A 21,576-nucleotide genomic window follows, 5' to 3' on the forward strand; every position below is an offset into this window, starting at 1 on the left:
ACGGAGACCTCGGAAGGAACAGATGTCATGAGCATGCCGCCGCATTCGGGCTCGCCCGGCGGGTACCCCGGCCTGCCATGGCCGCCGGACCCGTCGGCGCCGCCTCCGTCCCCGGACGGTCCGTACGAGTGGCCCGATCTGCCGCCGGCGCCGCCGCTTCAGGGCGATCCGGCCCCGCCTCACGAGGGTTACGAGCACTCCACCCGCCAGCCGGTGTTCTACCTGCCGGTGGTGTCGGGCGCGGATCTGCTGGGCCACCTGTACGCGGCCGCGGACAACCCGAAGGTGTGCGGCTTCATCAGGAACCTCCAGTTCTTCGATCGCAGCCTGGACGCCTCGTCGGTGTGGAACCAGCGGCTGGACCAGTCCTATGCCGAGGGCCTGTCGGCGCAGGACGCGGTGCGGCGCCTGCGCGGCGCCCCCGACGACCCGGTGGCCGGTGCGGTCCCGGCCGACGCCCAGGAGCAGTGGGCGCCGAGCCTGTACGAGCTGGAGGCGTGGCTCAACCCCGACGCCCCGCGCTCGCCGGGCCCGCTCGTCCAGGACGGCCTGTACCCGGACGGGACGCCGGCGGACCGGTCGAAGGGCTGGGGACCGCTGGTCAGCGTCGCGCCGGAGTCCTACCCGCAGGAGGCGGCCGGGCCGGTGGCGTACCTGCCGGTGGTGCTGGGCGGGAACCTCCTCGGATACGTCTGGGCGGCGGCCTCCGGGGACGCGGCGGGCTACCTGCGGCGCGTCCCGGCGGGACAGGCCGGGCAGATCGCGGCCGGCCTGTGGGAGCTGAGGCTGGCGAAGGCCTTCCGGGCCGGCACCGACGCGCTGCAGGCGATCCGCACGTTCCGCGGGCTGGCCGAGGACTTCCTGTCCGGGACGGTCCCCGCCGACGCCGCCGAGCAGCAGGCGCCGTCCCTGGACGATCTCAAGCGCCTGGCCGAGCGGTGACCTGCGGCCAAGGGCCGCCGGGAAGCCGCCTCTATGCTCTGTCCGTACCGCCACCCTTGTCTTAACGGAGAGTTTCTGCCATGCCGTCGGTGAGGAAGACCTATCCGCGCTACTTCACCTACAACGAACGGCCGGTGGTCTTCGTGGAGCCGCCGGGCGGCGGTCTGTACTGCGTCGCGGCCGACCCGCGGACCGGCGGCTTCGTGCGGGCGATGCGGTACATCGCCGAGATCGACTTCAATCACGACGCCGACGTCGAACAGCTCGCCTACGAGGAGTTCATCCCGGCGGTGGAGATGTTCCGGGCCCGCAACCGGCTCGGTGAGGGCGCGGTCAAAGCGCTCTACGAGACCATGGCCGGGCTGGAGGAGACCGCCGAGCAGGAGCGGCGCCCCCCGTCGGCCGAGGAGAAGGCGCTGATCCGCTCGCTCAGCAAGCGGACCCACCCCCTGTTCGAGGAGCGGCTGCGCGAGCAGGGCCGGGACGGGACGCCGCCCCCGGTGCCCGCCGCGCTGCGCATCGCCCAGGTCTTCGACTCCGTCGACCCCGACGGCACGCCGCGCTACGACCGCCCGCCGGTCCCGGAACACGAACGCGAGCCGCTCCTGCGCTACCTCCAGGAAGCGCCGATCGTGCTGGCGGCGCGCGGCTACGACACCGACCGCCTCGACCCCGCGCACCCCGCCGAGGTCCCGCTGACCTACCACACCAACGGCGTGTGGATCTGGCCCGGCGCCGTCCACTACTACCTGCGCGTCCACGGCGTCCCGCCCGAGCCCCGCCTGGTCGGATACGCCTCCGCCGCCGGCTTCCGCATCGGCGAGATCGATGAGGAGACCCGCGCCGAAGCCGTCGCCGCCATCGGTCGGCCGACCGACCCCGCCGCCGGACGATGACCGCACCAGCCCTGCCGCACACTCCCCAAGACGAGCACGACCTGGTGGCACGGCTGGCGCCCGAGAGCCCGATCCTGTTCTACCGCGCACGCCGCCTCCTCCGGGAATGGACCCGGGACGCCGCCGACCGCTTCCTCGTCGGACGGGTCGAGGACGGCTGCTGGACGATCCTGCACGGCGACGACGGCTGGCTGGCCGTCCGCACCGAGAACGGCGCCCCCCGCGAGATCACCGCGCACGGCACCGCCCGCGCCGCCGTCGCCCACGCCCTCGGCGGCCTGCTCACCGAGGCCGGCACCGGCCTCAACATGAAGGTCTTCCAGCTGGCCGGGATCATCGAGCCGGGCCCGGACGACCGGACGGACCTCGGCCCGTGGTTCCTCACCGAGACCGGCGAGCGGCTGCGAGCGGAGTCGGAGAGCGCGCCGAGGCCGGATCCCGAGGTGCCCTGCGTCGCTCTGGACCGCCTGCTCGGGCGTGACCGCGGCTACTTCGCGCTCCGGCGGGAGAGCGCACCGGAGCGCGGCGCGTTCGTCACCGTCCACCGCGCGTTCGCGCTGGCCGCCCACCGCGAATTGCCGGACGGCCCCGGCGAGGCCGCCGAGACGCTGCCGGAAGGCCGCGTCCTCGACGCCTATGGCGGCACCGACGAGGTCTTCCTGTACGAGCTAGGCACACCGTTCCACGAACGCGGGACGTGGGGCTCGGCCGACGCGCACCCCCACCGCTTCTACCGGCTCGAACGGCCGCTACGCGTGTACCCAGCCTTTCCCCTCGAATACACCATCGTCCCCCGCGGAAAGAGGACCGATCGCGGCCGGGGTTACCACCTCGTCGATTCCATAGCCGATCTCCTGCGGGACGGCGCCCTGTCCGAGGTCCCCGATCCGCGCGAGGAGACCGCGTCATGACCCCGGAGGAAGAAGAGGCGCACCTGCAAAGGATGATCGACGAGCTCGTCCGGCTGCTTCCCGATGACTGGCACGACGCCCGGCTCTCCTACCGCGCCGTCGGCGATCACGAAGTGGTCCGTCTCGCCGGCCATCAGGACGAGGACCGCTCCGGTCGCGGCATCCTCGAGGCGGGACGGCGTCTCGCGCACACCGGCATCCCCGAGCTGCTGCGCCGCCATCGGGAGATGACCTACCACCCCGATGACGGGGCCTGGATGTCCCTCACCTATTCCCTGCGGGGCGGTGCGCGGGCACCGGAATGGGACGTCGAAGCCGACCCGCCCGAGGAGTTCCCCTGGGCGGACGAGGTCGCCCCGTCGGACGCGGCGACCGAACTCGAACGGTTCCCCCGCCCCGCCGACCGGACTCCGGAATGGCTCGGCCGCCTGGCCGCCCTGCACGCCGCCGGCCAGGCTTTCGACCCGCGAACGCTCCAGCGGAACCCGCAGGACGAAACGGACCTGACCCGGCAGCTGCCCTCCGGCCTCGAAGCGCTCTTCACCGCGGCGCGCCGCCGGCTCGCCGACTACGTGCCCGGCGTCGACCGGTTCCGCGTCGGAACGGTCGACGACGGCTGCTGGACGATCGCCCGCACCTCCGGCGCCTGGCTCGCGATCGGCCCCGACTCGGCCGTCCGCCCCTTCGCCGACCCCCGCGCCGCCGCCGTCCACGCCATGGCCGGCGTGATGGCCGACGCCGGCATGGAGATCAACAGCCAGGTCCTGCACGTCACCGGCGTCCTCAAGAGGGAACGCGCGCTTCGCAAGAGGCAGGACGCGTGGACCCTCGCACCGGGAGACGATTCGCCGGCCGCCGGCGCCTTCGACGCCGTCCGCCCCGCCGGACCGGGCCCGTACATCGCCCTGGACCCCATGGCCAACCGCCCCGGCGGATACTTCGTCTGCTTTCCCGGCCCCCGCCCCGACCACGGCGCGTTCGTCTCCGTCCACGAGATCTACCGCGCCCTCGCCGGGACCGGCCTCCCCGTCCCGGCCCCGGAACCGGAACCGGAGCCCGAGCCGCGACCGGAACCGCCCAGCGAGATCCTCCCGGCCGGCAAGGAGGTCGACACCTACCATCCCCCGGCCGACCGGTACGTCTTCGACATCGGCACCCCCTGGGAGCGCCGCGGGCACATCAACCTGACCGGCCTCACCTACCGGGTCTACCGCGTCCAGAAGCCCCTGCGCGGCTACACCGTCCTGTTCCACGTCGGCCCCATCGGCTCCGGCACGCCCCCGCCCGAGACCGGCATGGGCTATAACCTGGTCCACTCCATCGCCGACCTCGTCGCCTCCGGCCACCTCGTCGAGATCACCGGCCCCGGCGGCGACCCCGGCCCCACCGTCCGACCGCCCGAGGAGCAGACATGACCAGCCCGTCCGGCGCGGCTCCCGGCCGCGGACCGCTGCCCTACGACCAGAACCGCTACCAGGAGCTGACCCGCGGCATCGCGACCCTGCTCGCCCAGGCGGCCCCGCCCGACTGGCGCCGCATCGACCTGCGCGTCATGATGACCGTCGCCGTCTCCGACGCCGCCCTGGCGGTCGTGATGCAGGACGGCACCAGCCGCCCGGTCGAGATGCCCCGCGACATCCTCGGCATGGCCGCCGAACTCCGGTCCATCATGTACCGGCAGGACCGCGGCACCTGGATGAGCATGCGCGTCATGCTCGACCCGCCCGGCTCCTACTACACCGCCTACAACAACGACTACGACCCGCGCTGGGAGCCGGACATCCCCGCCGAGGCGTACGAGCAGGACCTCGCCGCCTTTCCCCGCGCGGAGGAGAACATCCCCGACTGGCTGCGCGCCCGCACCGGCCGCCCGCCGCTGCCGCCCGCGCCCGCCGAACCGCTCGGCCCCGTCGAGCAGAAGGACCTCCTCGAAGAGATCACCACCGTGCTCGTCGACTCGCTCCCCGCGAGCTGGCGGCAGGCCGACGTGTACCACAACGCCCTCGGATCCCACACCGAGACCGTCGCGCAGCTCCTCACCTGCGACACCCACATGCCCAGCCCGTGGACGCCGCCGCCCGCCGCCGGCGAGCTCTTCGAACGGCTGCACCGCGGCATGTACTCCGACGGCCTCGGGACCTGGTTCAGCGCCCGGTTCCAGCTCGCCTTCCCGTTCTCCTACCAGGTCGAGTACGACCACGACACCGAACCGCGCTGGAAGACCCCGCCGCCGCCGTCCGCCTACGCCGAGGACCTGGAGATGTTCCCCCGCGACCCCGGCGACACCCCGTCCTGGCTCCACCCCCGCGCTTGACGCCGGGACGGGTCAGCGCTTGAGGGCGTCGAAGATCCGCGGCAGGAGCATGACGTTCTGGTTCTGCTGCGGCACCCGCAGGATCGGCTTGCCCGCGCCCCGCGCGTGGACGAAGTACCAGCCCTCGTCGAAGCTGACGCCCTCGATGCCGTCCCAGCCGCGCGACACGTTCCCGCCGACGAACCCGTCCCGGTTGATCCGGACCTTACCGACGTCCACGGTCTGACCCGCCTCGATCGCGGCGAGGAACTGCCGGAGCAACCGCGGCTCCACGTACGTCCTGGACAGATCGACGAGGAACTGCCAGTCGGACGGCGGCGTGTTCGCGCGCAGCCCCGTCTCCTCGAACGCGATCGCAGGCGCCTGGTTGACGGGGAAGAATCCGATCTCGAAGTGGTAGTCGGTCGAGGTGTGGACGCTGCCGATGTTCAGCGGCCCCCGCATCCTCGTCTGCACGGCCGTGTACCCGACGAACTCGGCCTTCGCCAGCTCGATCGTCGTCCCGTCCCACGTGATCGCGTGCGCGTCGGCATGCAGCTCGACCCCGTACCGCGTCTTGTGCAGCACCGGCCCGCCGCCCTGCTGGGGCATGGGCTGCTGGGGCTGGGCTTGGGGTTGGGGTTGGGCCTGCTGGACGGGCGTCGCGTTGACGTGGTCGGTCCATTTCGTCCCGTCCCACCAGCGGTGCCCTCCGCCGCCGTACGGATCCGCATACCACCCGGCCTGAGTCACGATGCACACCTTCCAGCGCCGCCGACCAACCGCTCCGAAGATATCCGCTCCCGCCACCGCGGTCCGCCGCGTGATAGGACCGCCCATGACGAACGGATTCCGGGCGGACACCCGCCCCGCGCCGCCCAGGGAGAACGCGTGCTCCGCCTGAACATCGGACCGCCGCGATCGATGTGGATCGCCTGGCTGGGCTGCCTGGCCCCGATGACGGCCCTGCTCAACCTGGCGCTCGGCGCGCTCTGCGGCGCGTTCATCACCGACGGCGAGTTGAGGGTCATCGGCGTGCTCATGCTCCTGCCGCTGCTGCTCCTCGACGGGCTCGTCGCCCTGATGTCCGTCCAGTACTACCGGGGCGCGTTCTGGCTGGACGGCCGGGTCCTCGTCCGCCGCGTCCTCCCCGGCCACAGGCGCTACGACCTGTCCACCGCCCGGATCACCATGGAGAGCGCCGAGCCCGCGTGGACGTCCTGGCGCGGCGGCGTCCTCCCCCGCCTGGTGGTCCAGGAACCCGGCGGCCCGTCCGTCCGCATGTGGCTGCGCGACCCGGCCCGCCGAGGCGCCCTCCTCCCACCCGACCAACTGACCGCCCTGGCCCAGGCCATAGACCCCCACCTACAACACCCGATAGCCACCCACCTCCACCACCTGGCCACCAACCCCTTCTAGCCGCCGGCCCGGCTCGGGAAGCTGGCTCGGGAAGAGGGTCCGCTCTCCCATGACCACGCTCGCCGCCGTCACACTGATCATGGTCGGGATCAGGTGGTCGAGGGTTCCGGTCACCTCGGCGGCCGTGATCACGGCGGTCAGCGGCACGTGGGCCGCGGATCCGAGGCAGGCCGCCATACCGGCGACGACGAAGGCCTCCGGGCCCTCGACGGGGGCCCCTGACATCTCCGCGAGCCGCCAGCACGCGGCCCCCGCCGCCGCGCCGATCACGATCGCCGGCCCGAAGGTGCCGGCGGTGCCGCCGGACCCGACGGTCAGCGCGGTTCCCACGATCTTCGCGGCCGGCAGCGCCAGCAGGATCCACAAGGGGGCGCCGAGCAGCCACCCGGCGTCCAGGGTCGACTGCGCGACGCCGTAGCCGGTGCCGAGGATCTCTGGCAGCAGCAGCCCGAGCGCGCCCACCGCGAGGCCGCCGACGGCGGGCTTGACCGGCCAAGGGATCCCCGACTGCGCGTCGAAGAGCGCCTTCGCGTTGCGGAGGGACCAGCAGTAGCAGCGAGCGACCAGACCGACGAGCATGCCGAGCCCGAGGAGGAACGGCACCTGGGCGAGGGTGGTCGGGTCCGCCGCCTGGTGCCCGAACATCGGACCGAACCCGCGGACGGCCGCGAACTCGCCGTACGCCACGGCCGTCGCGATCAGCCCGGGGACCAGCATTTCAGGGGCCACGCCCCGGCGGTAGAGCAGTTCCATGCCGAGGACCACGCCCCCGAAGGGAGCCTTGAAGATCGCGCCGACCCCGGCGGCCAGACTCGCCGTGGCCGCGACGCGCGCGTCGGCGGCGCCGAGACCGAAGGTGCGTGCCGACACCGACCCGAACGCCGCGGAGATCTGGGCGGCCGGGCCCTCGGTCCCGCCGGAGCCGCCGGAGCCCAGGGTGAGCGCCGAGGCGACCAGTTTCACGACCGGGACCCGGCCCCGCATGCGGAGCGGCTCGTGGTGAATGGCCTTGATCGCCGCGTCCGTACCGGCCCCGCCCGCCTCCGGCGCCAGCCGCCGGACCACCACGGCACCGAACACGGCACCACCGGCGACCAGCGCCGGCACGGCCCACGGCCTGGCGATCCCGCTCGCGGGCGCCGCGTGCCCGTCCCCGGCGACGGTCGCCGGGGAGAATCCGGCGAGACGGCCGAGCACGCCGTCGGTGACCAGCGCGAGCGACTCATGGAGCGCGAGCGCGCCCAGCCCGGCCACCGCCCCGATCACGGCGCCGACCAGCAGCCATTTGGGGAGGTACGGCCAACTGTGGACGGGCTCGCGCCACCATGGCCGCGCGACACGAGCACGCTCGCCGCTCCCGGGCGGGCGCTCCGGGCCGTCCACCCCGACCGCGTCGAGCGGCATGGACGGCGAAGGCCGGACGGCGGGCACGGCATACGCTGCTTCCTCCGAGCACACGTGCAAGACCGTCCGTCCCCCACCCCCCCAAGGCAACGCCGCTGCCTGCTGGGCTTCGCTTCAGGGCGTACGAGGCCGGCTTCGGTTGGGTGTTAATCTCGCGGCGATACGGATGACGGACTCGTTGCGGTTTGGGGGCTTGGACGTTGGCGGAAAGTTCGCGGCCGGAGTTCGTGGCTCCCGATCAGGGGTTGGACGGGTCGTCGCGCGAGACCGGTAACGACGATGGAGCGGCGCCGGAGGGCGTCGCGCCGGAGCCGGTTGCGGAGGGCTCAGAGCGCGGCTCAGGGGCAGAGAAGCTCGCGCGGGGGTCTGTTCTCGGGTGGGTCAAGGCGAGGCCGCGAGTGGCGATCGCAGGGGCGGCCGCGGCGGTCGTCGCGATCGGCGGCGCCGTGGTCTGGGGGACGTCCGGGTCGGACGAGAAGCCCGCGCCTCGGATTCACTTCGCGGCGCTTCCCGAGGCATGCCGGTCGCCGTCCGCCGCCGTCCTGTCCAAGTACATGCCGGCGGCGGGGAAGCCGACGCCCGACACCGGCGGAGTGTCCGGCGACCAGCAGTACGCGGCCTGCGACTGGCGCGAGCCGCTCAGCGCCGAGAAGGGCAGGACGCTCACCTCGCGTCATCTGCGGGTCGCGATGCGTCTGTTCGTCGGAGCGTCCGGCCTCGCCGACGCCGAGTCCGACTACCGGTCGGCCTGGCGGACGTCGAAGCAGGGAACCGTCACCGACAGCGTCGGATCGATCCACAACGAGGCCCCGATCCTGACGCGCGGCCTCGGGGACGAAGCGTTCCTGCATCACACGGTCACGACGACCGCGCTCGGACGCAGCGGCACTTCGCGCATGGTCGTCCGGACGCAGAACGCCGTCATCACCGTCGACTTCGATGGCGCCGCCTACCCGCTCGACCGCGACGGGGTCGCGGTTCAGCGAAGGGGCGTCCCGCTGGACGAATCGGTGACGCGCGACGCCGCCCAGGCCATCGCACGCGATGTCACCACGGCCCTGTCGTCCTGCAAGACCTGCGTGCGCCGCTGACCCGGGCCGGCGACCGGCCCGGGCCGGCGACGATCACTCGGGGGGCGGCGCGAGGTTCGGATTGGGCCGCCCCTGCGGCGCGGGAGGCGCCATGCCGGGGCCGCTCTGAGGCGGCGCCAGGTTCGGGTTCGGCCGCCCCCGCGGCGGCGCCTGGAACTGCTGCCCGCCCTGCGGCGGTAGCGGCTGACCGCCGGTGTGCCCCCCGAAGGACGGAGGCGTGCCCGGCTGGTTCATCGGCTGCGGCCCGTTCGGGAAGGGTCCGGACCCGTACGGTCCGCCGCCCGCGCCGCTCGGCTTCCGGCGCCGCACCACGACGAACAGCCCGACACCGATCAGCACGACGACGACCACGATCCCGCCGATGACCAGCGGCGCGTTCGAGCCGCCGGAATCACCGCCGTCGCTCTTCGTCGCCGGCGCCGCCTGCCCCTTACCGCCGGTGGGCTGATCGGCGGCCTTGTCGAGTCGCGCGTACACGGGATTGGGCGCGTTCTGCGAAACGCTGTTCTTCAGCGCCCGGGGAATGCTGATGACGCCGTAGCCGAGCTGGTCGTCCTTGCCCGGCGCTCCGAAGTCCTTCGCCGTGTTGGTGAGGACCTGGACGGTCCGGCGCGCCGTCATCTGCGGGTACTTGCTGCGGAGCAGCGCGACGGCTCCGGACGTCAGCGCGGTCGCCTGGCTCGTCCCCTCGCCGTTGTTATAGACGTGCCCTGTCTTGCCCATACCGCCGACGCCGGCGCCCGGTGCGGCGACCGTGACGTAGTCCTGCCGCTGCGTGTGCTCCCAGGGCTTGCCCTGGTGGTCGACGGCACCGACCGCGAGCACGCCCGGGCAGGAGCCCGGGATCTCCGCGTCGTTGTTGTAGTCGCCCGAGTTGCCCGCGGCCGCCACGACCACGACGTTCTTCTTCTCGGCGTACTTGAGGGCCTGGACCATCTTGGGCGGGCAGTGGTTCGGATAGACCGCGGCCGACGACCCCTGCGAGAAGTTGATCACCTTGGCGCCCTGGTCCGCCGCGTAGCGGATCACGGCGGACGTGGCATCCGGCGAGAGGCCCGGTTCGTGGATCGGGAGGATCTTCGCTTCGGGGGCGATGCCGTAGAACCCGGTGTGCGTGCCACGGGACGCGATGAGGCTGGCCATGGCGGTGCCGTGGCCCTCGTTGGGGTCCTGATCCCGCGTCGCGTCATCGCCGGTGGGTTGCCCGGACGCGTTGAAGGCCTTGCCCGGCACAACGGCGTCCTTCAGGTCGGGCAGGGACGCGTTGACCCCGGTGTCGACCACCGCGACGGTCACGCCGGCGCCCTTGCTCTGAGGCCACACGTCCGTCCTGATCCCCCAGGAGTCGAACCACCACTCCCTCTGCTCGACAGGTCCCGCGTGGGCCGCGGTCACCGGTCCGAGGGCCAGGCCCATCGCGGCCGCCGTGGCCGCCGCCGTTTGGATCAGCCGTCGCATTACGTCGTTCCCCATCTGGATGCGGAAAGGGCGGACGGAGGTCTGGCCCCGTCCGCCCTGTTCACGTCGTCGGTCCTGCGGCGATCAACCGATCACCGGAGGTGCGGTGTCATCGTCGGCTCCCCAGACGTCGTCGTCCTCGGACAGCCAGGTGGTGCGCTCGCGTTCCTCTTCCTTGCCGTTGCCGTGGCCGCCGTGGCCCATGGGCATGCCGCCGCCCATGCGTCCGGCGCCGGCGCGTCCGGCCGCACCGGCCGAGCCGAGGCCACCGCCGGCGGCGCCGAGGCCGCCCGGGGTCGCGCCGAAGCCGCCGAGGCCGCCGCCGGTTCCCGCTCCGCCGCCGAGGCCGCCCGGGTCAGCGCCGAGGCCACCACCACCGCCGCCGGGAAGCCCGCCGCCACCGCCGCCACCGGGGAAGCTGGACAGGTCGCTGCCGAGGCCACCGCTGCCGCCGAGGCTTCCCCCACCGCCGTGGCTGCCGCCGAGGCCGCCGGGATCGCTGCCGAAGCCGCCGCTGCCGCTCCCGCCGGGGAGGTGCGGCCCTCCGTCGCCGACCGGTGCGAACGGGCTCGAGCTACCGGCGCCGTGCTTGCCGAGGCCGCCGGGGTCGCTGCCGAAGCCACTGCCGGCACCACCGGCACCGCCTCCGTGCAGGCCACCGGGGCCGGCGCCGGGGCCACCGGGACCCGCGCCGGGGCCACCGGGACCACCGGGGAACGTCGGCTTGTCGCTCAGCCCACCGTGGTCCTCGGGGAGGTCCTTGGTGATCTGGGTCGGGTGGGCGTTGAAGGCCTCGCCGGTGCGGTTCAGGAACCGCTGCATCAGTTCCCGGCCGTGCTTGTCGTCGCCGCTGGTGTGGATGAGACCGTCACTGGCGTCCTGGCCGGCCTGCTTGTACCAGTCGAGGATCTGCGTGCCGTACCAGGTGTAGGTCGACGCGTTCGTGTGGCTGCTGTTCGACAGGTTGATCGAGGTCGCGTGGACCTGCTGCAGCTGGGCGACCGCCTTCTTGGCCTCGTCGCCCTTCCAGTGCTTGACCAGCGTCTGAGCGAACCCGCGGAGCGCGGTGCTCATTTCCGCAAGTGCGTCCGCCGCGTCGGAGTAGGCGGTGCCGGCCTCTTTCACCGGCTCCGAGTTGATGCTCGACAGCTTCTTCTTGACGTCGTCGAGGCTCATCCCGTCGGCTGTCGGCTTGGACCACGACTGGGAGCCGCGGATGACGTAGTACTCCTGGCCCATGGGCTGTACCTCCCTCCGTTCGGCGGGTTACTTGAAGTTGGCGTTGCCGCCGGGGTGGACGCCGTTGACCTGCTGCTGGGTCTTGCCGTGAGCGGCCTCGTAGCCGTCCGCGGTCGCCGTCAGCTTCTCGATCACGCCGTTGTAGGCGTCGGTGATGTTCTTGATGTACGTGCCGAACCCGTCGCGCGACTGGTTCGCCAGGTCGACGAAGCTCTCGCTGCCCGGGACGCCGCCGAGGTTGCCGGTGGTGATGGCGATCTTCTGGACCTTCGCGAGCCGCTGCTGCCAGCCGGTGAACTCGCTGTGCATCTTGCTGGCCAGGGCCCGCAGTTCCTTGGGGTCGACCTCGTAGCCGTCGTCCGCCTCGATGCCCCACTTCTCGTCGTCGGGCTGGGACTTGCGCGGGACGGAGTTGGAGGGATCCGTCGGGCTCTTGGCCGGGATACCGTACTGGTAGTAGAGCTGCCGCTGCTCGTACTCGGGAAGGTCGTTCCACTCCTGCTGGGTCAGCCCGTGCTGGGTGTGGACCTGGGTGTACTCGCCGGCACCAGTCGTGTAGGTGTAGTCGACCTTCGCGAGCGCTTCAGGCGGCAGGTTGTACTTGCTCATAGCTCATCCTCCTGGCGAATGGCCTCCGGACCCCCCGGGCGCGCCTACGCCGTGCGGCCCGGCGGGGGCGGCACGACGTAGGCGGTCCAGCGGTCGTTCAGCCCCAGATGCCCTGGTTGCGGCGCTCGGCGGCGCTGTAGTTGCTGTGCGCCTCGCCGATGACGACACCGAGCTGGTTGAGGACCTGGCCCATGTGGGCGGCGGCGGCGTCCCACGTGCGCTTGGCCTCCCAGTAGGCGCCCTGGGCGTCGCCCTCCCACTGGGAGAGGTGCTGCTCGAGCTGCGCCTCCAGGTCGTGGAGTTCGTCGGTCAGGGCGCGGTAGGCCAGCGAGAAGTCGGCCTGCGCCTGCTGCATGGTGCCGAAGTTCGCCTTGGTGTAACTGTCGCTCACGTCTCGAGTCCTTCGCGTTCAGAGGGTCGGCGGGTGGGGGGACGATCAGGTGCCGCCGTTGAGCAGCTGGTTGATCTTGTTGACCGCCTCGGTCTGCTCCTGCTCGGTCGACTCGTAGGTGATCTTCGTGTGCGTCAGCTTCTGGTGCATGCCGTCGAGGGCGGTGCGCACCTTGTTCATCTCGGTCTGGAACTCGTTGAAGACCCGGTCGAAGGACACCGCGGCGTTGCCGGCCCAGCCGGACATCAGCGAGGACTTGTGGCTCTCGAGCTGGCTCTGCAGGCCCTTGACGATGTTCGCGGAGTCCTCGATCCGCGTCGCCGCCTGCTGCATTGCGTTTCTGTCGACTGCGGACTGTCCACCCACAGTGTCACCTCCGTTTGCGAGTCTGTGGCGCCGCGCCGCGGGAGCCGCAGAGAGCCGGCGCGCGGCCTGCCCGGGGAGCACTCCTGAGGCACGAAATGTCAGCGATCATAGGTCGTATGTCCCGCCTATGTCGACGCGAATGTTGATCTAGCGGTTCATCCCGGGATGAGAATGTTGATGTGATCTGTATCACATCGATTTTCGGACAGTCGCTTCGTCAGCCCTGGGCGGTCGGAATGGGCTTTCGGGCCTGTGTCGGGTCCAGCGCGGGGCCCTGCGGGATGAGGTGCACCACGCTCGACGGCACCGGAGCCGCCTTCTTCGCGTCGTAGCCGAGCTTCTTCGCGACGTCCGCCGACGGCAGCGCGAACCGGATGCCCTGGTCGTTGACGAGCGACAGCGAGCCGGAGCCCTCGGTGGCGGTGGACGAGTCGCCGGTGCCCGGCACGAGGCTCATCAGCGCGGCGCCGCCCGGCGGCAGGACCATCTGGTCCACGGTGCTGGACCCGCCGGCGGACCCGGACCCGAGCACCCCCGCGGACGGCGCGGGCAGCGACCCGCCGACCGTCAGGTGCGACGTCGGCGACCCGACCGGGAACACCGAGCACAGCGGGGTGGACGGGTCCCACCTGACGAACCTCGGCAGCGTCGGCGGGAGGTTCTGGTCCAGCAGCCGCGTCTTCGACGCGATCTGCTGCGCGGACGACACGTCGGTGTCGACCGGGCGGACGCTCGCGCCCGGGTACGCCTGGCTCTCGTTGGGGTCGAGCAGCAGCAGTTGCGCCTGCGTCGCGTTGATGAGCGACAGCCCGTCCTGGAGCATCACGTACCAGAGCGTCTGCCCGCCCGCGCCGGTCTGCGCCCGGAACACCTGGCCGACCCGCGCCTGCCCGCCGCCCGGCCCGGACACCGCCTTGCCGCGCCCCGGGACGTTCGGGGCGCCGAAGCCGCCGGCGGACGGGATCGCGTTCAACCACTTCGGCGGGACCTCGGCGGCCTCGGGTCCGTTCGTCAGCACCGGCACCTGGTTCTGCGGCAGCGACAGCTGCATCCGGTGGTCCTTCCAGATGACCCACGGGACGCCGCCGGCCTGCACGACCACCGCCTCGCCGTCGGAGAGCCCGCGGCCGCCGACATCCCGCCCGGCGGCGAGCGCGGTGAGCTCCTGCGGCACGCCGTTCGCGGCCTGCGTCTCGCGGACGCACACCGACCACGGGCCGCGGATGAGCTGCCCGCTGTCGGGCAGCGAGTCCGGCGCGCCCTGGATGCCGATCATCGCGCCGCGCTCGAACCCGTCGAGCGACTTGCGGGACACGGTGCGGCGGGACACGTTGTCGGAGTTCAGCGCCAGCATCGCCGAGGCGTAGTTGGCGACCGGGAACATCTTCTTCGTGTTGGCGTCGTAGATGTACTTGGTGCCGGTCTCCTTCTCGATGATCAGGACGCCCGGCTGGTCCAGCCCCTTCGCGCCGCCCGGCGACAGCACGCCCCAGATCCCGAACACCGCGACGACGAGCAGCCCGACCATCACGCCGCCGAACGCGGCCGCCGACAGCCGCCGCATCGGCGACTCGGCGACGTCGGGCTCGCCCTGCAGCAGCGCCAGCCCGACGCGCTGCGTCATCAGCCGGTGCGCCTGGTAGAGATCCCGCCGGCTCTGCATCAGCGCCTCACCCGGCCAGCCCGCGGACGCGGGAGTAGACGTCCAGCACCGCGAGCGCCAGCGGGATCAGCGAGATCATCACCAGGACGTCGAGGATGTCGCCCCAGCGTCCCCAGAACGGGGTCGGCTTGTGCGTCGGCAGCCACATCGTCACCCCGACCACGATGCCGACGAGCACCAGCAGCGGGACGAGCGCGGCGGCGAGCGCGACGACCTGGCTGCCGTGCAGCGCGATCCCGATCACGGTCAGCACCAGGCCGAACAGCCCGACGACCAGCATCCAGGCGCGCTGCGACACGCCGCGGAAGACGCGGGCGCGCAGCAGCAGCGACACCGACATCACCGCGCTCGTCGTGGGGGCGGCCCACCCGTCCGAGCCGAACAGGAAGAGCATCGCGCCCGCCGCGACGAGCGCGATGGACGCGATGAGGCCGGTGGAGAAGCGGTCCGCGGCGGCCGTCCGGGCGAGCACCATCCGGCCGTCGACGGTCTCGGTGTCGCTGCGCAGCTCCTCCGCGCTGGCCGGGACGGGCGGCAGCGGCACCCGCGCCAGCTTGAACGACAGCGACGGGACCGCCGCGATGAACATCATCACCACGACCGCGGCGACGGCCGCGATCCCCGCGGCCGGCAGGTCGTCGAACGCGAACCCGACGCCGGCCCCGACCGCGCCGACGAAGCCGGCGAACGCGACGCCGAGGAAGACCGGCAGCCCGTCCGCGACCCCGAACGCGGCGATGATCGCGGCGAGCGCGGCCACCCCGAACCCGGCGAGCAGGTGCGGCGCGCCGAGGTCGGACAGCTCCAGGCCCTTGCGGGCGGGGGCGAGCGCGCCGGCGAGGAAGGCGTAGGGCAGCGCCGCGTACCCGAGGACGACGCCCGCACCGGAGTCGGCGAGCGCCCGCGACAGCGCGACCGCGACGACGAGGGTCAGCAGCGCGATCAGGCCGGCGGCGACCGCCGGGACGATCCACGGCGGGCCGGACAGCGCGATGACGACGGCGCCGACGGCCAGCGCCGCCCCGGCCGCGCCGAGCCCGAACGAGCGCGTCGTGGTGGGCCGCCAGCGGTCCGAGCGCTCCCGGATCCCGGTGGCGATGACGTCGGCGACGTCGTCGAACGACATCTCCGGGAGCTGCGCCATCCGCGGCCGGAAGTAGAGGATCTCGCCGTCCCGCACGCCGAGCGCGCTCGTCGTCTGCGCCGGGTCGAAGGGGCTGCCGTCCAGCCGTTGCAGCACCCACCCGGAATGCGCGAGACCGGCATCGGCCATGTTCTCCCCGGCGGCCCGCAGGAGGGTGGGCAGCATGTGGGCGAGCGGCACGTCGGCGGGCAGGGACACGTCGACGCGCCGCCGGGGCGCGACGATGGTCACCCTGCACAGTTCGGTTGTGGCGGGGGAATTCACGGGAGCTCCCGTCCTCCAGGTCAGATCGCGGGCCGGATCCGATCGACGCGCAGCTTAGGATGTGGCGTCCGATTAGGCTAAATCAACACCGAATCAACAAAGAACTCCACCAACCCGCGGGTCGGCCGCGCTCCCCGCCGCCGTCCGGCCGCCCCCGGGACGCGTTGGCCCGCGGAGGGAACCCCCAGGTGAGCACGATCCTCGTCAAGCGCAAGGAGCGCCGTAAACCGCCCCCTGCCCCGAAGGGCGAGCTGCTCCTCGAATCCCCGCCGGAGATCCCGGAGATGCAGAGCGGCGGCATGCAGGCGGTGCTCACCTACCTGCCGATGGCCGTCATGCCGGTGATGATGGGCCTGATGTTCGTCGGCGGCGGCACCAAGTCGCCGATGATGATGATCAGCAGCGGCGGCATGGCGCTGGCCATGGGCGGCATGATGATCGGCCAGCTGGGCCGCGGCTCCGGCGAGCGCAAGTTCAAGCTGAACGGCGCCCGCCGCGACTACTTCCGCTACCTGAGCCAGGTGCGGCGCCGGGTGCGGCGCGCCGCCGAGCAGCAGCGCGAGTCGCTGGAGTGGAACAGCCCCGACCCCGACTCGCTGTGGTCGCTGGTGATGAGCGCCCGCATCTGGGAGCGCCGCCCCTCCGACGCCGACTTCGGCAACGTGCGCATCGGCGCCGGCCCGCAGAAGCTCGCCGTGCAGCTGATCCCGCCGGAGACCAAGCCCATCGAGGACCTGGAGCCGATGACGGCGGGCGCGCTGCGCCGCTTCGTCCGCGCGCACTCCACCGTCCCGAACCTGCCGGTCGCGGTGTCGCTGCCGTCGTTCGCGCGGATCCTGCCGATGGGCGACCTCGACGCGGTCCGCGGCATGGTCCGCGCGATGATCGCGCAGCTGACGGCGTTCCACTCGCCCGACGACATGCGGGTCAGCGTGTGCGCGTCCGCCGAGGCGATGCCGCACTGGGACTGGGTGAAGTGGCTGCCGCACGCGATGCACCCGACGCTGACGGACGCGGCGGGGCCCGTCCGGCTGATGGCGACCAGCCTGTCGGAGCTGGAGCGGATGTACGGCACCGAGGTGAAGGACCGCGCCCGGTTCACCCCCGGCCTGTCGCAGAACGACCTGCCGTACCACGTCGTCATCGTCGACGGCGGCGCCGTCACCCCCGACTCGCAGATCGGCTCGGACGGCATCGAGGGCGTCTGCGTCATCGACCTGACCGGGAACGTCGCGCCGACCGCCGACAACACCATGCTCCGGCTGCGGGTCGCCGCCGACAAGATGGCGATGCTGCGCCGCGACCGCACCGGCAAGGACGTCGCCAGCTCCCTCGGCAAGCCCGACCAGTACAGCTACGTCCAGGCGGACGGCCTCGCGCGGCAGCTGGCGCCGCTGCGGGCCAGCGCCGCCGCCGGCGCCGAGCTGGACGCGCTGTCCGCCGCGACGACGCTGACGACGCTGCTGGGCGTCCCCGACCCGACCCGCATCGACCCGCGGCAGGCGTGGCAGCCCCGCGCCCCGCGCAACCGGCTCCGCGTCCCGATCGGCCTGGACGCCGACGGCCGCCCCATCGAGCTCGACATCAAGGAGGCCGCGCAGGGCGGGTACGGCCCGCACGGCCTGTGCATCGGCGCGACCGGCTCCGGCAAGTCGGAACTGCTCCGCACGCTCGTCCTCGGCCTGGCGATGACGCACTCCTCGGAGGTGCTGAACTTCGTCCTCGTCGACTTCAAGGGCGGCGCGACGTTCCTCGGGATGGACGGCCTCCAGCACGTCTCCGCCATCATCACCAACCTGGAGGACGAGCTCCCCCTCGTCGACCGCATGTACGACGCGCTGCACGGCGAGATGGTGCGGCGCCAGGAATGGCTGCGGCAGGCCGGCAACTACGCCTCGCTGCGCGACTACGAGAAGGCCCGCGAGCAGGGCGCCGCGCTCAAGCCGATGCCGACGCTGTTCGTGGTGCTCGACGAGTTCTCCGAGCTGCTGTCCGCCAAGCCCGACTTCGCCGAGCTGTTCGTCATGATCGGACGGCTCGGCCGGTCCCTCGGCGTCCACCTGCTGCTCGCGTCGCAGCGCCTGGAGGAGGGCAAGCTCCGCGGCCTCGACACCCACCTGTCGTACCGGATCGGCCTGCGGACGTTCTCCGCGATGGAGTCGCGGGTCGTCCTCGGCTCCCCCGACGCCTACGAGCTGCCGCAGGCGCCCGGCAACGGCTACCTGAAGATCGGCACCGAGTCGCTGACCCGGTTCCGCGCCGCGTACGTGTCCGGCGCCTACCGTCCCGAGGACGAGGCGGCGCAGCCCGGCCGGCAGGGGCCGCGGCAGCTCGCCCAGATCGTCCCGTTCACCCCCGCCTACGTGCAGCCCCGGATGCAGGAGCAGCCGCAGCAGCACCAGGACGGCAAGGAGGACGACGGCCCGCAGATCAGCCTGTTCGACCTCGTCGTCAAGCAGCTCGCCGGGCACGGCCCGCCCCCGCACCAGATCTGGCTGCCGCCGCTGGAGGACCCGTCCACCCTGGACCAGGTCCTGCCGAACCTGCAGCACACCCCCGAGTTCGGCTTCACCACCGCCGGCTGGGACGGCCGCGGGCAGCTGCACGCGTTCGCCGGCATCGTCGACAAGCCGTTCGACCAGCGCCGCGACCCGATGTGGCTGGACCTGTCCGGCGCCGCCGGGCACGTCGGCGTCGCGGGCGCCCCGCAGGCCGGCAAGTCGACGCTGCTGCGGACCCTCATCACCTCCCTCGCGCTGATGCACACGCCGCAGGAGGTGCAGTTCTACTGCCTGGACTTCGGCGGCGGCTCCCTCGCCCCGCTCGCCGACCTCCCGCACGTCGGCGGCGTCGCCAGCCGCCTCGACCCCGACCGCGTCCGCCGCACCGTCGCCGAGGTCTCCGGCCTGCTGGAGTCCCGCGAGCGGTTCTTCACCGAGCGCGGCATCGACTCCATCGCCACCTACCGGCGGCTGCGCGCCGCCGGCCAGATCCCCGGCGACGGCTTCGGCGACGTGTTCCTCGTCGTCGACAACTGGCTGACCGTCCGGCAGGAGTTCGAGGCGGTCGAGACCACCATCACCGACCTCGCCGCCCGCGGCCTCGGCTACGGCATCCACGTCGTCGCCGCCACCAACAAGTGGTCGGAGTTCCGCCTCACCATCCGCGACCTGTTCGGGACGAAGCTGGAGCTCAAGCTCGGCGACCCGTACGAGTCGGAGATGGACCGCAAGCTCGCCGCGAACGTCCCCGAGAACCGGCCCGGCCGCGGCCTCACCCGCGAGGGCCTGCACTTCCTCGCCGCCCTGCCCCGCACCGACGGCCGCCCCACCTCCGAGGACCTCGCCGACGGCGTCAAGCAGCTCGTGCAGACCGTCCAGGCCGGCTGGCAGGGCCGCCCGCCCGCGCCGCAGGTCCGGATGCTGCCGGACGTGCTGCCGCTGGCGTCGCTGCCGCAGGTGTCCGAGACCGGCAAGCGCATCCCGATCGGCATCGACGAGGACACGCTGTCGCCCGTCCTGCTGGACTTCGAGAACGACCCGCACTTCGTCGTCATCGGCGACAACGAGTGCGGCAAGTCGAACCTGCTGCGCGTCGTCGTCGACGCCGTCAAGGCGCGGTACACCCCCGACGAGGCCCGCATCATCATGCTCGACTACCGGCGCGCCCTGCTGGACTCCGCCGAGAGCGACCAGGTCATCGGGTACGCGGCGTCCTCGACGGCGGCCGCCGGGCTGATGAAGGACGTCAACGGCGCCCTCGTCAACCGGCTCCCCCCGTCCGACCTGACGCCCGAGCAGCTGCGGAACCGGTCCTGGTGGAGCGGGTCGGAGCTGTTCCTCATCGTGGACGACTACGACCTCGTCGCCACCCCGTCCGGCAACCCGCTCGCGCAGGTCGCCGAGCTGCTGCCGCAGGCCCGCGACATCGGCATGCACCTGATCCTCGCCCGCACCATGGGCGGCGCGGGCCGCGCCATGTTCGACCCGGTCATGCAGCGGCTGAAGGACATGGCCACGCCGGCGCTGATCATGTCCGGCAACAAGGACGAGGGCAACCTGTTCGACGTCCGCCCCGGGCCGCTGCCCGTCGGCCGCGGCACCCACTCCGACCGCCGCGCCGGCAAGCGCCTCATCCAGACCGCCTTCCACGGCGAAGCGCGGTAACGGGCACGTCCGGAGAGCCCCGAGCCGCGCGCTCGGGGCTCTTCGCGTTTCCGGCGCGCTTGACTTCATGTTCGCTTGAGGTCGCAGCATGACCGCATGCCCGCCGACCTCATCGCCGCGCTCGACGCCGCCGACGCCACCCCCGCAGCGACCCGGCTCCGCGCCCGCACCTACCACCTGCTCCGCACCGCGCCCGGCGCGTTCGTCGCCGACATCGGCTGCGGCACCGGACGCGCCGTCGCGGAACTCACCGCCCGCGGCGTCCGCGCCACCGGAGTCGACGTCGACGAGGAGATGATCGCCGCGGCGCGCACCCGCCACTCCGACGCCGACCTCCGCGTCGCCGACGCCCGCGCCCTGCCGTTCCGTGACGCCGAACTCACCGGCTACCGGGCCGACAAGGTCCTCCACGACCTGCCCGTCCCCGCCCACCTGCTCACCGAGGCCCGCCGCGTCCTCGCCCCCGGCGGGCGCATCGTGCTCTGCGGCCAGGACTGGGACACCCTCGTCGTCGACTCCGCGTTCCCCGACGTCACCCGTACCCTCGTGCACGCCCGCGCCGACCAGGTCCCGTCTCCCCGCGCCGCGCGGCAGTACCGGGGCCTCCTGCTGGACGCCGGTTTCCGGGACGTCGCCGTCGAGGTCCACACCGCCGTGTTCACCGACGGCGCGGTCCTCCCGCTGCTCGCGCGCCTCGCCGAACCCCGCCTCGCCGACGACTGGCTCGCCGACCAGCGCGAACGCGCCCGCACGAACCGTCTCTTCGTGGCCTTCCCCTTCTTCGTGGCGTCCGCCACCAACCCTTGAGGCTGCTGCGCACGCAAGCTCGGGGGGCGGTTGGAGAGCGGCCGCCGGTTTCGTCGGACCGGCTCGTCGTCGATGGGCTCGCCCGGCAATGCGTGGCCCTGCTGGCGACTTCTAAGACGGTGGTCGCTGAGTGCGCTCTTTAGGCGGTGCTCGTTAGACGACGCTCTCTGGGTTGTGTTCTCTGGGTTGTGTTCTCTGGGTTGTGTTCTCTGGGTTGTGTTCTCTGGGTTGTGTTCTCTGGGTTGTGTTCTCTGGGCGGCACTCTCTAGGCGGCGCTCTCTAGGCGGTGCTCGTTAGACGACGCTTTCTGGGGTGTGTTCTCTGGGCGGTGCTCGTTAGGCGGCGTTATTTAGGCGGTGCTTGTAGGGGCGCTCGTTAGGCAGCCATCTTTAAGCGGTGCTCTAAGCGCCGATAAGGGAGAAAGGGTGTTCGGGTGGTGGGGTGGCGCTTGCGTACGGGGCCGCCCCTCCAAAGTCAAGGGCGCCTTCGGCGTCGCTTCGCGATGGACTTCGT

The 21,576-nt window shown here is 72.2% G+C and carries 18 protein-coding genes; 9 read left to right on the forward strand and 9 right to left on the reverse strand.

Features of this window, described 5'->3' with window-relative positions:
• Window positions 1-27: 27 nt before the first annotated feature.
• From ABT299_RS29830 to ABT299_RS29850, 5 genes are all read left to right on the forward strand, one after another.
• Window positions 28-942: a hypothetical protein gene (locus ABT299_RS29830; RefSeq protein ID WP_190868600.1), complete on the forward strand. Its 915-nt coding sequence runs from the start codon at window positions 28-30 to the stop codon at window positions 940-942.
• Window positions 943-1,022: 80 nt separating this feature from the next.
• Entirely contained in the window at window positions 1,023-1,838 is an 816-nt protein-coding gene (locus tag ABT299_RS29835) for a hypothetical protein (RefSeq protein WP_500252749.1), read from the forward strand.
• A complete protein-coding gene (locus ABT299_RS29840) occupies window positions 1,835-2,749 on the forward strand; it encodes a glycohydrolase toxin TNT-related protein (protein WP_500252750.1) in 915 nt (304 codons plus the stop codon). Before ABT299_RS29835 ends, ABT299_RS29840 begins: the two co-directional genes overlap by 4 nt.
• Entirely contained in the window at window positions 2,746-4,164 is a 1,419-nt protein-coding gene (locus ABT299_RS29845) for a glycohydrolase toxin TNT-related protein (protein ID WP_500252751.1), read from the forward strand. The genes ABT299_RS29840 and ABT299_RS29845 overlap by 4 nt, the downstream gene beginning before the upstream one ends.
• Window positions 4,161-5,063, forward strand: a complete 903-nt coding sequence (locus ABT299_RS29850; protein WP_500252752.1) for a hypothetical protein — start codon at window positions 4,161-4,163, stop codon at window positions 5,061-5,063. Before ABT299_RS29845 ends, ABT299_RS29850 begins: the two co-directional genes overlap by 4 nt.
• Window positions 5,064-5,075: 12 nt before the next feature.
• On the opposite strand, the gene ABT299_RS29855 is transcribed toward ABT299_RS29850, so the two are convergent.
• A complete protein-coding gene (locus tag ABT299_RS29855) occupies window positions 5,076-5,795 on the reverse strand; it encodes a DUF2510 domain-containing protein (RefSeq protein WP_500252753.1) in 720 nt (239 codons plus the stop codon).
• A gap of 138 nt (window positions 5,796-5,933) precedes the next feature.
• Between ABT299_RS29855 and ABT299_RS29860 the strand changes: the two genes are divergently transcribed.
• Entirely contained in the window at window positions 5,934-6,461 is a 528-nt protein-coding gene (locus ABT299_RS29860; protein WP_500252754.1) for a hypothetical protein, read from the forward strand.
• Here the strand turns inward: ABT299_RS29860 and ABT299_RS29865 are convergent.
• Complete coding sequence (locus tag ABT299_RS29865) at window positions 6,408-7,892, reverse strand: chloride channel protein (RefSeq protein WP_500252755.1); 1,485 nt, start codon at window positions 7,890-7,892, stop codon at window positions 6,408-6,410. The genes ABT299_RS29860 and ABT299_RS29865 overlap by 54 nt on opposite strands.
• Before the next feature lie 371 nt (window positions 7,893-8,263).
• Between ABT299_RS29865 and ABT299_RS29870 the strand changes: the two genes are divergently transcribed.
• Window positions 8,264-8,956 carry a hypothetical protein gene (locus ABT299_RS29870; protein ID WP_500252756.1) on the forward strand — a complete coding sequence of 231 codons (693 nt, stop codon included), beginning with the start codon at window positions 8,264-8,266 and terminating at the stop codon, window positions 8,954-8,956.
• Window positions 8,957-8,989: 33 nt separating this feature from the next.
• Here ABT299_RS29870 and ABT299_RS29875 read toward each other — a convergent pair whose 3' ends face one another.
• The 7 genes from ABT299_RS29875 to eccD all read right to left on the reverse strand — a co-directional run bounded on the left by ABT299_RS29875 (window position 8,990) and on the right by eccD (window position 16,057).
• Window positions 8,990-10,414, reverse strand: a complete 1,425-nt coding sequence (locus ABT299_RS29875) for a S8 family serine peptidase (RefSeq protein ID WP_500252757.1) — start codon at window positions 10,412-10,414, stop codon at window positions 8,990-8,992.
• Window positions 10,415-10,498: 84 nt separating this feature from the next.
• Window positions 10,499-11,653: a hypothetical protein gene (locus tag ABT299_RS29880; RefSeq protein ID WP_500252758.1), complete on the reverse strand. Its 1,155-nt coding sequence runs from the start codon at window positions 11,651-11,653 to the stop codon at window positions 10,499-10,501.
• A 27-nt stretch (window positions 11,654-11,680) separates the two neighbouring features.
• Window positions 11,681-12,262: a hypothetical protein gene (locus tag ABT299_RS29885; RefSeq protein WP_190856775.1), complete on the reverse strand. Its 582-nt coding sequence runs from the start codon at window positions 12,260-12,262 to the stop codon at window positions 11,681-11,683.
• Window positions 12,263-12,359: 97 nt separating this feature from the next.
• Complete coding sequence (locus ABT299_RS29890; protein WP_190856776.1) at window positions 12,360-12,653, reverse strand: WXG100 family type VII secretion target; 294 nt, start codon at window positions 12,651-12,653, stop codon at window positions 12,360-12,362.
• Window positions 12,654-12,698: 45 nt separating this feature from the next.
• Window positions 12,699-13,100 carry a WXG100 family type VII secretion target gene (locus ABT299_RS29895; RefSeq protein WP_347256704.1) on the reverse strand — a complete coding sequence of 134 codons (402 nt, stop codon included), beginning with the start codon at window positions 13,098-13,100 and terminating at the stop codon, window positions 12,699-12,701.
• A gap of 136 nt (window positions 13,101-13,236) precedes the next feature.
• Entirely contained in the window at window positions 13,237-14,682 is a 1,446-nt protein-coding gene (gene eccB, locus ABT299_RS29900; RefSeq protein WP_500252759.1) for a type VII secretion protein EccB, read from the reverse strand.
• 7 nt (window positions 14,683-14,689) lie between these two features.
• The gene (gene eccD / locus ABT299_RS29905) at window positions 14,690-16,057 is read right to left on the reverse strand and encodes a type VII secretion integral membrane protein EccD (protein ID WP_347256705.1); all 1,368 of its coding nucleotides are present in this window, start codon (window positions 16,055-16,057) and stop codon (window positions 14,690-14,692) included.
• A 221-nt stretch (window positions 16,058-16,278) separates the two neighbouring features.
• On the opposite strand from eccD, the gene eccCa reads away from it, so the two are divergent.
• The gene (gene eccCa, locus ABT299_RS29910) at window positions 16,279-20,256 is read left to right on the forward strand and encodes a type VII secretion protein EccCa (RefSeq protein ID WP_500252760.1); all 3,978 of its coding nucleotides are present in this window, start codon (window positions 16,279-16,281) and stop codon (window positions 20,254-20,256) included.
• Between the two features lie 96 nt (window positions 20,257-20,352).
• Entirely contained in the window at window positions 20,353-21,063 is a 711-nt protein-coding gene (locus ABT299_RS29915; protein WP_500252761.1) for a methyltransferase domain-containing protein, read from the forward strand.
• Window positions 21,064-21,576 lie beyond the last annotated feature (513 nt).

Source organism: Spirillospora sp. NPDC000708 (genome assembly GCF_040299565.1).
Taxonomy (GTDB): Bacteria; Actinomycetota; Actinomycetes; order Streptosporangiales; family Streptosporangiaceae; genus Spirillospora.

Bases quoted from the DNA above. Each gene is read 5' to 3' on its own strand.
- ABT299_RS29845 (WP_500252751.1), top strand. From the start codon at position 2,746: ATGACCCCGGAGGAAGAAGAGGCGCACCTGCAAAGGATGATCGACGAG.
- ABT299_RS29875 (WP_500252757.1), bottom strand. From the start codon at position 10,414: ATGCGACGGCTGATCCAAACGGCGGCGGCCACGGCGGCCGCGATGGGC.
- ABT299_RS29850 (WP_500252752.1), top strand. From the start codon at position 4,161: ATGACCAGCCCGTCCGGCGCGGCTCCCGGCCGCGGACCGCTGCCCTAC.
- ABT299_RS29840 (WP_500252750.1), top strand. From the start codon at position 1,835: ATGACCGCACCAGCCCTGCCGCACACTCCCCAAGACGAGCACGACCTG.
- ABT299_RS29830 (WP_190868600.1), top strand. From the start codon at position 28: ATGAGCATGCCGCCGCATTCGGGCTCGCCCGGCGGGTACCCCGGCCTG.
- ABT299_RS29880 (WP_500252758.1), bottom strand. From the start codon at position 11,653: ATGGGCCAGGAGTACTACGTCATCCGCGGCTCCCAGTCGTGGTCCAAG.
- ABT299_RS29915 (WP_500252761.1), top strand. From the start codon at position 20,353: ATGCCCGCCGACCTCATCGCCGCGCTCGACGCCGCCGACGCCACCCCC.
- ABT299_RS29835 (WP_500252749.1), top strand. From the start codon at position 1,023: ATGCCGTCGGTGAGGAAGACCTATCCGCGCTACTTCACCTACAACGAA.
- eccB (WP_500252759.1), bottom strand. From the start codon at position 14,682: ATGCAGAGCCGGCGGGATCTCTACCAGGCGCACCGGCTGATGACGCAG.
- ABT299_RS29885 (WP_190856775.1), bottom strand. From the start codon at position 12,262: ATGAGCAAGTACAACCTGCCGCCTGAAGCGCTCGCGAAGGTCGACTAC.